At 37.2% G+C, this 12,425-nt stretch carries 11 protein-coding genes; 8 read left to right on the top strand and 3 right to left on the bottom strand.

The genetic code is table 11. The features are described 5' to 3' along the window. Positions 1-294: 294 nt before the first annotated feature. Together dnaG and FN756_RS07965 are read right to left on the bottom strand one after the other, a co-directional pair. Positions 295-2,211, bottom strand: a complete 1,917-nt coding sequence (gene dnaG, locus FN756_RS07970) for a DNA primase (protein ID WP_142603091.1) — start codon at positions 2,209-2,211, stop codon at positions 295-297. A gap of 72 nt (positions 2,212-2,283) precedes the next feature. After that, positions 2,284-3,231, bottom strand: a complete 948-nt coding sequence (locus FN756_RS07965; protein ID WP_142603089.1) for a hypothetical protein — start codon at positions 3,229-3,231, stop codon at positions 2,284-2,286. A 196-nt stretch (positions 3,232-3,427) separates the two neighbouring features. On the opposite strand from FN756_RS07965, the gene FN756_RS07960 reads away from it, so the two are divergent. The 5 genes from FN756_RS07960 (at position 3,428) to FN756_RS07940 (ending at position 6,747) form a co-directional block, all read left to right on the top strand. Further along, positions 3,428-3,946 carry a GNAT family N-acetyltransferase gene (locus FN756_RS07960; RefSeq protein WP_142603087.1) on the top strand — a complete coding sequence of 173 codons (519 nt, stop codon included), beginning with the start codon at positions 3,428-3,430 and terminating at the stop codon, positions 3,944-3,946. Between the two features lie 53 nt (positions 3,947-3,999). Further along, the gene (locus FN756_RS07955; RefSeq protein ID WP_142603085.1) at positions 4,000-5,118 is read left to right on the top strand and encodes a glycoside hydrolase family 18 protein; all 1,119 of its coding nucleotides are present in this window, start codon (positions 4,000-4,002) and stop codon (positions 5,116-5,118) included. Positions 5,119-5,139: 21 nt separating this feature from the next. Then, positions 5,140-5,670, top strand: a complete 531-nt coding sequence (locus tag FN756_RS07950; RefSeq protein WP_142603083.1) for a GNAT family N-acetyltransferase — start codon at positions 5,140-5,142, stop codon at positions 5,668-5,670. 20 nt (positions 5,671-5,690) lie between these two features. Next, a complete protein-coding gene (locus FN756_RS07945) occupies positions 5,691-6,158 on the top strand; it encodes a DinB family protein (RefSeq protein WP_185955225.1) in 468 nt (155 codons plus the stop codon). A 178-nt stretch (positions 6,159-6,336) separates the two neighbouring features. Next, positions 6,337-6,747, top strand: coding sequence for a hypothetical protein (locus FN756_RS07940; RefSeq protein ID WP_142603079.1), 411 nt, complete (start codon positions 6,337-6,339; stop codon positions 6,745-6,747). 88 nt (positions 6,748-6,835) lie between these two features. Here FN756_RS07940 and FN756_RS07935 read toward each other — a convergent pair whose 3' ends face one another. Continuing rightward, positions 6,836-7,825 (bottom strand): aspartate-semialdehyde dehydrogenase, encoded by a 990-nt coding sequence (locus FN756_RS07935; protein ID WP_142603077.1) that lies wholly within the window; start codon positions 7,823-7,825, stop codon positions 6,836-6,838. Between the two features lie 57 nt (positions 7,826-7,882). Here FN756_RS07935 and FN756_RS07930 point away from each other — a divergent pair, with 57 nt between their 5' ends. From FN756_RS07930 to FN756_RS07920, 3 genes are all read left to right on the top strand, one after another. Next, positions 7,883-10,207: a lamin tail domain-containing protein gene (locus tag FN756_RS07930; protein ID WP_142603076.1), complete on the top strand. Its 2,325-nt coding sequence runs from the start codon at positions 7,883-7,885 to the stop codon at positions 10,205-10,207. Between the two features lie 180 nt (positions 10,208-10,387). Next, the gene (locus tag FN756_RS07925) at positions 10,388-11,353 is read left to right on the top strand and encodes an NAD-dependent epimerase/dehydratase family protein (protein ID WP_142603074.1); all 966 of its coding nucleotides are present in this window, start codon (positions 10,388-10,390) and stop codon (positions 11,351-11,353) included. Between the two features lie 393 nt (positions 11,354-11,746). Continuing rightward, entirely contained in the window at positions 11,747-12,361 is a 615-nt protein-coding gene (locus FN756_RS07920) for a YceI family protein (RefSeq protein ID WP_142603072.1), read from the top strand. The last annotated feature ends 64 nt before the right edge of the window (positions 12,362-12,425 follow it).

Genomic DNA, 12,425 nt, shown 5'->3' with positions numbered 1-12,425 from the left:
GAAAAGGAATCACAAGGCCATTTTGCTTAAATTCATTGTCAATAGAGGTTACTTCGAAAACCTACGGACTTCATTTTTTCCGCTTCCCCTCCCACCTCTACGATATCACGTAAAGTAGCTCTAAACACATTAAGGCCCACAAGCTATGCTTGCTGCCATAAAGTTTTTATTGAGAAAGATGATGCGAAAAATCCACTATAGTAATTTAAGAATCTTTGCGATTTTTTTTAAATAATAAACTGATTACTAAGAAGTAACGCAGCAATAAAACAACAACATGTAAAGGAGGTATAATTACTTTAAGATCACAGCACCCAATTCAGCAGAAATCAATTGTTTTACTTGATTAAGTTGAATGTGCATTGTTTGAATTTCGATAATTTCATCATCGGTAGTGGCTGTGCGAAGTTTTTCCTGATTCTCTCTGATCAAGCGCATTACTTTTCGCATTTTAATGTGATAAACAGCACTTAATACGGCATTATTCAACAAGTCCTTTTCTTCAGGCACATCGATTTCATGCATCTTAACCCAGTTCTCACTTAAGCTATGCTTACTTGAAAATAAGGTAGCCGTAAGCTGACTAATTTTTTCATTCGGGTGATTGATAAAGAAACGATCAGTCAACGGTTCGCCTTCTTTTAGCTTAAACTTAATCTCTTCGAAAACAGCATTATACAAATCATTGTCAAACTTGATTTCATCCTGTTCTTGAAGTACATGGACCAGAAATTGATTTACTGTAACTTCTTCTTCCCATAATTCATTTCCATAATGAATCATTAAGCGAATAATTTCCAGTTCTTGAGTCTCCTCGTTCTCCGGCGACTTGCTTTCTTGAATATGTTCATAATCAGTTTCCTCTTTTAATTCAGGAACATATTCATCCTTGCCGTCTTTTGATTTAAGCGATTTACGCTTAATCTTATTCAGTTCGGCATTCAGTACGCGCTCATCCATTTGCAGCAAGCGACTCGTTTCAGAAATAAAGACCGAAGCCTTAATACTGTCCGGAATTTTCGCAATGCTGGCCACAATATCACGGATTACTTCAGCACGTTTTAAAGGATCATTTTGTGCATCCTGAAGTAGAATAGAGGTTTTGAAGAGAATAAAATCCTTTTGGTTTTGCTGAACATATTCCTTAAAAGCGGTCCCTCCAACTGAGCGAACGTATGAGTCAGGGTCGTTCCCATCCGGAAAAAGCACAATTTTAACATTGAGCCCTTCTTCTAAAATCATATCAATTCCGCGAAGAGAAGCTTTAATCCCCGCTGCATCACCATCATACAACACCGTAATATTCTTCGTAAAGCGGCTAATCAACCGAATTTGCTCAGTGGTTAATGAGGTTCCAGACGATGCTACTACGTTTTCAATACCCGACTGATGCAAAGATATTACGTCGGTATAACCTTCGGCCAAAAAGCAATTGTCTTCATCACGAATCTTACTTTTGGCGAAGTAAATACCGTAGAGCGTTTCACTTTTGTGATAAATAAGCGATTCAGGAGAGTTCACATATTTAGCGGCTTTAACATCTGTTTTAAGCACACGCCCGCCAAAGCCAATTACACGCCCGGTAAGGTTATGAATGGGAAATATCACCCGACCTTTATAGCGGTCAAATGCTTTTCCTTCTTCTTTTTTTATTGTCAGACCGCTCTGTTCCAAATACTCCATTTGATAACCCGCCTGCAATGCCGCTTTTGTAAACGCATCCCATTGATCCAAACAGTAGCCTAATTGAAACTTCTGCATGGTTTCTTCACGAAAACCACGTTCTTTGAAATAGCTCTGACCAACATTAATGCCTTCTTGTTGTTCAAAAAGAGTAGCTGCAAAATAATTGCGAGCGAATTCATTTACAATAAATAAGCTCTCCCGGTCATCTTTTAGGCCATCCTGTTCTCTGGGACCACTTTCTTCTACTTCAATGCTGTATTTTGCAGCCAGAAACTTCAGAGCCTCCGGATAGGAATATTTCTCGAGCTCCATTAAGAAAGTGACGACACTTCCTCCTTTTCCTGTACTAAAATCTTTAAAAATTTGCTTGACAGGAGAAACCGTAAACGAAGGACTTTTTTCGTTCGCAAATGGACTCAGGCCAACGTAGTTTGCACCACGCTTCTTCAAATTCACAAACTCGCCAATCACCTCAACAATGTCGGCGGCATCCATGATACGGTCTATGGTTTCTTTGGTAATCAAGCTTAAATTTTTAGTGCTGCAAAGGTAATATCAATAATGAGACGAAAAAACAATGGTCTTATTTCTTAAGCATTACTTTTTATATCCCAAATGATTAATAACAAAGGATGCGAATTCGGCCTTTTTGAAAGGAATATCCCAATTGCCTTTATAAGTTATGCGTACCGGCAAAAGGCCATAGTCAAAATAATTCATTTCGATATTCATACGTACATCAAAGCTAAAGGCAAAGTTGTCGTACTTCATATCAATATAACGACCTAAAATTTGAAAATTTCGCTTATCGAAAATGGTGGTTAATTCCTTAATCATCACCTTATCAGAATTTATGTATTCTGGTTTGGCTGTACATTTAAAACGGTAAACAGGAATATCGCCCATATAGGTCCCACTGAAAAAATGATAATCATAATATTTACGCATTTCCGGTTCAAAAATGGCCGTTTTATGACTTATAAAAGGAACTCCTGAAATAGGTTTACCAGGGCTAAAAATGAGTGTTTTCAATTTTTCTTTATAGCCTTCTTCATCTTTTTGACCTTTTGCCGGATCTTCATTGGTAAACTCCGAGCTGCTCATGTTCTCGAAAATATAACTGAACATTTGCACCGTGTACAACTGATACTTACCATTCCTTTTAAATACATTTCCGCTATCGAGTTCGTCAATTACTTTGCGGCGATAAGAGGGCCCACTATTGTCATGATAAAGTTTTTTGTAGATATGAGCCTCACGCTTCCACTTTTTATCATAGGTGATTACATCATTTTCAGCAGTAAAGCTATAATGCTTTATATTTTTAAAACCTTGATAGAAAACAGAATCATTCAAAATCTCATCAATAAAATCTTGTTCACTCAGGCCGGCTTTACCTAAAACAACAACATCTGAATCCATTTTGAAATTAAGAACCGTATCAGGATTTAAATCCTTAATAGAACGTGGTGGAGCCTTTGGCACTTGCGCCAAAGCATTGGCTGCACAACAAACGATTACAAAAAGCAAAAGGAATGATCGCATACAGGATTTTTTTCTAGCTCGCAAAGATAGTATAAACGTTGCAATCACAATTTGGGAATTAAGGGTTGCATTTGGGGTTACGGCCTAACTAATAAGCACAGGCATTTTAACATTCAAAACACCCCTTCTCAAAACATAAATTACTGAAAATCAATAGAATTAAACTTAAATTTAACATCCAATCTTATTAAGCCTCATGACTGAAACCCCGCACCTTGATATCGTTCCTTTTTCAGAGCCTCATTTTGAAGCTATTTTCAGCAACGATAACATAAGGCTTGGGGAACTTTTAAAAGTTGAAACGCCAAACAACTGGACAACATTTGCAGAAGCGAAAGAAGCCGTTCATTTTTTATACCAAACGTTTAAATCATTGGGCGATGAAAGAATTTGGGGAAGTTATTTTATTATCCTTAGAAATGAACGCACATTAATTGGTACCGGCGGTTTTAAAGGTAAGCCCGACAATGATAATCAGGTAGAAATTGGTTATGAAATCAATCCATTGTATCGGAATAAAGGATTTGTAACACAAGCAGTCCAGGCATTGATTGAAATTGCTTTTACTAACAATGCTCAAAGCATAAAGGCTCATACCTTGCATCTAGAAAGCCCTTCATCTAAAGTTCTTAAAAAATGTGGATTTACATTTAAAGGCACTATTAATGACACTGATGACGGCCCGGCTTGGTGCTGGCTCTTACAAAAACCATAAAAACTGTCTAAAAAATGATACTTTTAGTTAACATCAAACCCAGTAATAAAAGAATGAAAATCAGATATACAGCATTAACGAAGCTGCTATTAATTACGCTGCTAGTATCAATAACTGCGTTAAATACCAATGCTCAATCAAAAAAAGACATTGCGGTCATTGCCTATTGTGCTGGCAACTCCACCAAAGCCGATAGCTTACCGGCCGAAAAGCTTACACATATTATTTTCAGCTTTTGTCACCTAAAGGGTAATAAACTATCTGTTAAAAATGCCAAAGACAGTACTACAATTGAACAGTTGGTAGCCTTAAAAGGCCGCAACCCTCATTTAAAAATATTGCTTTCATTAGGAGGATGGGGAGGTTGTGAAACCTGTTCTGATGTTTTTTCAACTAAAGAAGGCCGTGCTGAATTTGCTGAATCAGTTAAAGAACTCAGCGAATATTTTCATACAGACGGCATTGACTTAGACTGGGAGTACCCTACCATTGAAGGATTCCCGGGGCATGCTTATAAACCTGAAGACAAAGCCAACTTTACCGAACTCGTAACCAAGCTTCGTAAAACCTTAGGAAAGAAAAAGGAAATCAGTTTTGCTGCAGGAGGTTTTGATAAATACCTGAGGGAAGCGGTTGATTGGAAGCAAGTAATGAAACAGGTTGATCGGGTTAATATAATGACTTATGATTTTGTAAATGGATACTCAACTATTACCGGTCATCATACTGGCTTATATTCCACTCCACAACAAAATGAATCAGTCGACAATGCCGTTCAATATCTGCTAAAACTAGGAATACCCGCCAATAAGCTTGCTATTGGAGCCGCCTTCTATTCAAGAATTTGGGAAAATGTTCCAGACACCAATAACGGACTTTACCAACCCGGCAGGTTCAAAAACAGCATAAACTTCAAGAATTATGACGCATTACTTTCAGAGAAAAATGGTTTCAACCATTACTGGGATGATATAGCCAAAGCTCCTTATCTGTACAATGCTGAACAAAAGCTTTTTGTCACCTATGATGACAAGCGCTCTATAAAGCTCAAAACTCAATATGTTATCAATAAACACTTGAATGGCATTATGTTTTGGGAATTATCGGAAGATACATTAACGGATGGCCTGCTCGACGTAATTGATAGTGTAAAACATTCATCTGCTAAATAAAACCAACAATAAGAATTAAAAATGATCAATTCTGATATCCTAATCAGGCCCGCAACAGAAAACGACCTTCCTGAAATACTAGCCATTTACAATGATGCCATTATAAATACTACTGCTGTTTATAATTACACACCCCATACATTGGCCATGCGTAAAGAATGGTTTGAACAAAAAATGATTGACAGATTACCTGTGTTTGTGGCAGAATGCACTCATGAAGTAATCGGATTTAGCACTTACGGACCATTCAGGGCCTGGGCTGCCTATAAATACTCCATCGAAAGCTCCGTTTACATTAGTCCTGAACATCGCGGACAAGGCATTGGAAAATTGCTTATTCCGCCTTTGATTGCTGAGGCTCGACATAAACAATTACATACAATAGTTGCCGGAATCGACGCCTCAAATATTGCCAGCATTAAACTTCACCAAAATTTTGGATTTTCAGAAGTAGGGCGTTTTAAACAGGTGGGTTATAAGTTTGGCAAATGGCTGGATCTTGTTTTCTTGCAATTAATTTTAGACACGCCAGAACATCCAACAGAAACATAGCAACTTGCCATTTTATGGAAATGAAAAACTATTTAATTGACACCTTCCGCTTCAATGATCATGCAAACAATATGGTATTGAAGAAGATAAAAGAATTGCCTGATAAAACAGCTAGCATTAAATTTTTCAGTCATCTTATCAACTCTCAAAATAAATGGATGCAGCGAATCTTGAATAATCCTGAAGCCCCAACAATGAGTTGGTGGGATCCGGTTTATGATTTAAACGATCTTGAAAAAGAATGGAGCAGCAGTTTACAAATCTGGCTGGATTATCTTGAAAGTAAAACAGAAGAAGAACTAGTTGAAGAACTCACCTTTATTGGATTTGATGGAGACAAATGGGCGGCAACCGCTAAAGACATTGCATTGCAACTTAATTATCACTCTATTCATCACAGGGCTCAAATCCAAACACTGATACGTCAGCAAGGATTAGAACCTGATTTTGTGGATTATATTGGCACTAAGTACAGAAAGCTGAGTTGATTATTTAGTTAACGCTACAACTTTCTGTCTCTGGCCTTTATAATAGATTAAACATGGTGGAAGAATGCTTAAGTGACCAACTTTCATCGTATGAAAATGAAAATATTTTAATAAATTTATAACGCGCTCATATACACCTAGTTTCAAATTTGTTGTTTGTCATTAAAAACTCTATAACATGAAAAATCAAGTTGGAATTTGGATTGATTCAGCTAGAGCTGTTATTATTTCGTTGAATGAAAATGGGCAAGGCGTAAAAACGGTTAACTCTTCCATTGAAGGCAGAATAAGGATTCCGGGCGAAAACAATGAATTTGGACGATTCTTTGATCAGGAAAGCAAAAAGGAAGCGAGAATTAAAGAGCAATCGCATGAGTATTTTAATGATATAGTGAACGAAGTTAAAGGCGTGGATGAACTTGTTATTTTTGGACCTTCTTTAATGAAAAAAGAATTAGATAAATACATGCAAGGCGATTATGCGTTTAACTCTAAAAATAATCCTACCAAAATTCATCCTATTGAAACGGCTGACAGTATGACTGATAATCAACTTGTAGCTTGGGTTAAAAACTATTATAAAGCCTAATCGAACCTAACTCCAAAATTGTTAAATCAAAAAAATCGCCTGGCGGAAAAACCGACAGGCGACGCTTCTATCTTGTACGACCAGTAAATTAAACCAGACTATTTTCGATTAAGTATTCCGCAATTTGAACTGCATTCGTAGCAGCGCCTTTACGTAAGTTATCTGCCACAATCCACATGTTAAGCGTTTTAGCTTGAGTATCGTCACGACGTAAACGACCTACAAATACCTCATCCTTTTCATGTGCATCCTTCGGCATTGGATATTTCAAATTCTGAACATCATCAACTAAAATCAAACCTGGAGCTGACGCAAGTAAGTTTTTAACTTCATCTAAATCAAACTCATTTTCAAACTCGATATTCACACTTTCTGAATGACCACCCATTACCGGTATACGAACTGTCGTTGCCGTTACCTTAATGCTGTCATCGCCCATGATTTTGCAAGTTTCCTTAATCATTTTGATTTCTTCTTTGGTATAACCACCATCAGAAAACACATCAATATGAGGAATTACGTTCAAATCAATTTCATAAGCGTATGCTTTAGGACCATCAATTCCTTTACGCTCATTCATTAATTGCTCAACAGCTTTAACACCTGTTCCGGTAACCGACTGATATGTGGAAACCACTACACGCTTGATTTTATATTTATCGTGCAGAGGCTTTAACGCCACAACCATTTGAATAGTTGAACAGTTAGGGTTGGCAATAATTTTATCCTCTTTGGTCAATACATTTGCATTCACCTCCGGAACCACTAATTTTTTAGTAGGATCCATCCTCCAGGCAGATGAGTTATCAATAACTGTCGTACCTACAGCGGCAAAACGAGGAGCTTGTTCGGTTGAAGTACTTCCGCCGGCCGAAAACAATGCAATTTCAGGCTTCATCGCAATAGCAGTATTCATTGAAACCACCTTATACTTCTTTCCCTTATACTCAATTTCTTTACCTACACTCTTTTCTGAAGCAACTGGGATCAATTCTGTAACCGGAAAGTTTCTTTCCGCCAGAACCTGTAACATTTTGGTACCCACCAAACCGGTAGCACCAACTACTGCGACTCTCATTGGATAAAATTTTTAATTTTAAAAAACTATTAGTATTATTCTGCAATAATAGCAAATATGAAAAATATTCTACCGATTTTGTTGCTATTTTTTCATTTTTTAACAGCTAATGCGCAGATTGTTGACAATTTTAGTGATGGAAATTTCAATTCATCACCAAAATGGGAAGGCGATACGGCTTTTTTTAAAGTGAATACAGCCTTGCAATTGCAAAGCAAAACAGCAACCTCAACCCAAACTGTTTCCCTTGCAACCGGAAACACCTTTTGTCTCAACACGATGTGGCAATTTTATGTTCAAATGGACTTTGATCCATCCACGAGCAATCAAATGCGTATTTATCTGGTCTCCAACAAGGTTGATTTGAAAGCACCATTAAATGGTTATTTTATTCAGATCGGTGAAAATGGCGCCTCAGATTCATACGATTTGTATCGACAAAATGGAAGTTCCATTACCAAAATTATAGATGGCCCGCCAAAATTGCGGGCGCTGGCATCTGAACTGAAAGCAAACATTCGTATAAGTTGCGACAATACCGGAAAATGGACGTTGGAAACTGATCAACTTGACGGCACCGGTTTCAAAACTGAAGGCTCTGTAATCGATCAAACATTCACGAGTAGTACTTATTTTGGAATAAATTTAACATATACAGCTACTAGAAGTGATAAATTCTATTTTGATGACCTTCAAATATCGATGTTAAAAAACATTCCTCCTCCCAAACCCATCTATCAGGCTAAATTTGGAGATGTTGTGTTTAATGAACTATTTCCGGATCCTTCACCTCAAATCGACCTTCCAACAACTGAATTTATTGAACTGTACAACACTAGTGATTCTTTATTATTTTTTGACGGCTGGCAACTTTCCGATGCAAGTAGCATTGCTAATTTTCCTGCCGACAGTATTCGTCCGAAAGAATACGTCATTCTTTGTGCTAGAGCCGACACTGCTGAATTTAAACGCTTCGGAAAAACAATTGGATTAAGTCCATGGCCCTCATTGAATAACGCCGGAGATTTGCTTACCTTGAAAAGAAAAGATGGAACAATCATAGATCGGGTAAATTATACCGACAGCTGGTATCGAGATGTGAATAAAAAAGCGGGCGGCTATACTCTAGAACTGATCGATTCAAAAAGTCCCTGCACCGGAGCTCGAAACTGGATCGCAAGTAATGACATCAGCGGAGGAACGCCGGGAAAAATAAATTCAGCCAGTCAATCTCTTGATACCATTCAATTCCGAATAGATAAATTTACCCGGATTGACAATGTGAGCATAAATCTACATTTTAGCCTTCCCACCGATAGTAGTTCACTGGTTAATTCACAGAATTATCAACTTACTGAACTCGTTCGTCCAATTACACTTATACCCACAACCTCGCTTTTCGACGAAGTGGTGTTAACTTTTGCTAAGCCATTTGAAGCCGGTAAAAATTATGAGTTAAGCATCAATACTATAGCAGCTTGCAAGAATCAAACAATCCCATTCCAAAAATTATCCTTTTTTATTCCTTACTCCATACAACCGAATGAGATCTTGATTAACGAGATTTTATTTAATCCCAGGCCAAATGGAGCCGACTTTGTAGAAATCTATAATAACTCATTCAAAACTTTTGACTTGGCTCAACTTGAATTAGGCTCAATAAATTCTAAAGATTCTTTGTACAGCAAACCAATTTGTTCCAGCAGTATACTTTTTAAACCCGGAGAATACTTGGCAATTACTCTTGATCCCGAGAATATTAAAACGGAGTATCAACCAAAAAATCCTGACCCTATTATAAAACCAGCTTCAATGCCTACATATAATGACGACAAAGGAGTTGTATTTTTAAAAAGCCAAGGACAAATCATTGATCGATTTGATTATAATGAAAAAATGCATTTTGCGCTGATTCACAATCCTGAAGGCGTTTCCCTGGAACGTGTAAGTTTTAATCGACCGGCGAATGACAATGGCAATTTCCATTCAGCCTCTTCTGCGGTTGGATATGCAACACCAGGCTATAAAAACTCCCAATCAATGAATGACATTGATGAAACTTCACAAGAAATTACGCTTGCTCAATCAATTATATCGCCTGACAACGACGGAATTGACGATTTCATAACGCTGAATTACCATTTTGATAAACCTGGCACCATGGCAAACATTACCATTTATGACGCGAAAGGTCGGTTGGTTCGAAAGCTCTCCAATAACGAGTTGCTAGGTACTGAAGGCAGTATCATTTGGGATGGATTAAATGATAAACAGCAGCCCATTACAATCGGACCTCATATGATCAACATAGAAGTTTTCAAAACCGATGGAAATGTTTCAAAATTCCGAAAAGTATGTCTCGTTGCCGGTAAATTAAATTAAGAAATATGAACCAATTGAATTTACACCTATTAACTCAGCTCAATATTGCCATATAAAAGAATAAGAAATATTTATTTATCAAAAGTTTATTTTGACATAATAGCCTCATGCAAAATCATTAACATCTCCTTCATATCTAACTAATGATATCATAACTTTGCAGCACCCCAATCCAATTTAATGAAAAAGGAAACAATTATTGTTATCGGGTCAAATGGCCAAATTGGAACCGAACTGGTAGCCGATTTACGATCTGTTTATGGAGGCAGCAACGTGATTGCCAGCGATATCAGAGAGCCCGATTACGAAACAAAAAACGCAGGCCCATTTGAATTTGTCAATGTACTCAATAAAGAGAATCTGGCAGGAGTAATTAATAAGTACAAGCCAACTCAAATTTATTTACTAGCCGCATTACTTTCAGCAACTGGTGAACAAAACCCAAAACTTGCCTGGGATCTCAACATGAATGGCTTAATCAATGTGCTTGATTTCGCAGTTGAACAAAAAATCTCAAAAATATACTGGCCAAGTTCCATCGCCGTTTTTGGGCCTAATTCACCCAAAGAACAAACTCCACAATATTGCGCCATGGACCCGAACACGGTTTATGGCATAAGTAAATTAGCCGGGGAGCGTTGGTGTGAGTATTATTTCTTGAAACATGGTTTGGATGTGCGGAGCTTACGCTATCCGGGCCTTATTAGTTGGAAATCACAACCGGGTGGTGGAACAACCGATTATGCTGTTCATATTTTCCACGAAGCCTTAAAAAATGGATCTTATGAATCATTCCTCTCAGCAAACACCGAGTTGCCGATGATGTACATGAATGACGCAATCAAGGCTACTATTGGTTTGATGGATGCTGAAGCCGAAAAAGTTAAAATACGCTCGAGTTACAATGTTTCAGCCGTAAGTTTCACTCCAACGGAGTTAACAACTGAGATTAAAAAATATATACCTGACTTTACCATCTCTTATAAAGATAACGATCCTCGCCAAGCCATTGCTGATTCATGGCCAAAAAGCATTGACGACAGCCGCGCCAGACAGGATTGGGGATGGAAACATGACTTCAATATGAAAAAAATGACTGAGGACATGATCTTAAATCTTAAAACTCCGACTGAACTAAGCAAGTAATAATTAGGTTAATACGTTGAATCAAGGTTGTTTGTATTATGCAAGCAACCTTTTTTCGTATTTAAAGGCCATCAAAACCTCTTTTCGATCTCATGTTCATTTCTGAATTCTTATCATTCGCTTTTTTTGCTTTCTTTGTCAATCAAATCATTTCAACATGACCTTTGAAGAGTTTTTCGCCAAGAAGAAAATAAATCTCCAAGCCTTAAAAAAAGTTCAGCCCGAACTTTTTGATGAGTTTAAAACTCATTTTGAATTAATGGGCGAAAAAAGTTTCGATCACAGCAAGAAATTTTGGTTCAATAAATTGAGAAGAGAATTTCTGTTACAAAGATAAACCAACCCCATATTCACATTTCAAATATTAACACATCAACACAACAATTTTAAATCATGAAAAAATTAATATTCTCGTTCATAATTGCATTTGCTTACATCAATCTTGGCTTTATAAAACCTGTACTTAAAGGTGAAGAAACGTATAAAGTAGTTCCATCTGAATCTAATATAGTTTGGTTTGCTAAAAAGGTCGGCGGCGGGCATTCAGGCACTATTCAACTTTCAGAGGGTTACATTACAATGAAAGGCGATAAATTAGCAGGAGGCACTTTTGAGTTCGATATGAAATCAATCGCCGTATCAGATATTAAAGACCCTAACTACAAAGAAAAGTTAATCAAAGATCTTAAATCAGATAATTTTTTTGGCGTGGAGAAATTTCCGACTGCTACGTTTATAATAACTAAGACCAAAAAAATCGATAAAAGTCATTTTGTTGTAACCGGCGACCTCACTATTAAAGGCATTACCAAACCTGTCAGTTTTCCTGTATTTGTTTCTGTAACCGATAATGGAAACGCACTGGCTGTGGTTTCTCCTAAATTTAAAATTGAACGTACACAATTTGGTATAAAGTATAACTCGGCTACTTTCTTCCCTAACATTGCAGATAAAGCAATAAGCGATGATTTCGAACTTGAAATCACCCAATTAGTTGCCAGAAAATAAAACATTTTAACATTATTAAACGCGTTGTGCCTTATTAAAATACTGATTCGACTCCGCTCAGTGT

Origin of the sequence: Solitalea koreensis (assembly GCF_900182575.1) — a bacterium.
Lineage (GTDB): Bacteria > Bacteroidota > Bacteroidia > Sphingobacteriales > Sphingobacteriaceae > Solitalea > Solitalea koreensis.
This window is presented reverse-complemented; position numbering and strand designations above follow the sequence as displayed.

Bases quoted from the DNA above. Each gene is read 5' to 3' on its own strand.
- FN756_RS07965 (WP_142603089.1), bottom strand. From the start codon at position 3,231: ATGCGATCATTCCTTTTGCTTTTTGTAATCGTTTGTTGTGCAGCCAAT.
- FN756_RS07960 (WP_142603087.1), top strand. From the start codon at position 3,428: ATGACTGAAACCCCGCACCTTGATATCGTTCCTTTTTCAGAGCCTCAT.
- FN756_RS07955 (WP_142603085.1), top strand. From the start codon at position 4,000: ATGAAAATCAGATATACAGCATTAACGAAGCTGCTATTAATTACGCTG.
- FN756_RS07950 (WP_142603083.1), top strand. From the start codon at position 5,140: ATGATCAATTCTGATATCCTAATCAGGCCCGCAACAGAAAACGACCTT.
- FN756_RS07945 (WP_185955225.1), top strand. From the start codon at position 5,691: ATGAAAAACTATTTAATTGACACCTTCCGCTTCAATGATCATGCAAAC.
- FN756_RS07940 (WP_142603079.1), top strand. From the start codon at position 6,337: ATGAAAAATCAAGTTGGAATTTGGATTGATTCAGCTAGAGCTGTTATT.
- FN756_RS07935 (WP_142603077.1), bottom strand. From the start codon at position 7,825: ATGAGAGTCGCAGTAGTTGGTGCTACCGGTTTGGTGGGTACCAAAATG.
- FN756_RS07930 (WP_142603076.1), top strand. From the start codon at position 7,883: ATGAAAAATATTCTACCGATTTTGTTGCTATTTTTTCATTTTTTAACA.
- FN756_RS07925 (WP_142603074.1), top strand. From the start codon at position 10,388: ATGAAAAAGGAAACAATTATTGTTATCGGGTCAAATGGCCAAATTGGA.
- FN756_RS07920 (WP_142603072.1), top strand. From the start codon at position 11,747: ATGAAAAAATTAATATTCTCGTTCATAATTGCATTTGCTTACATCAAT.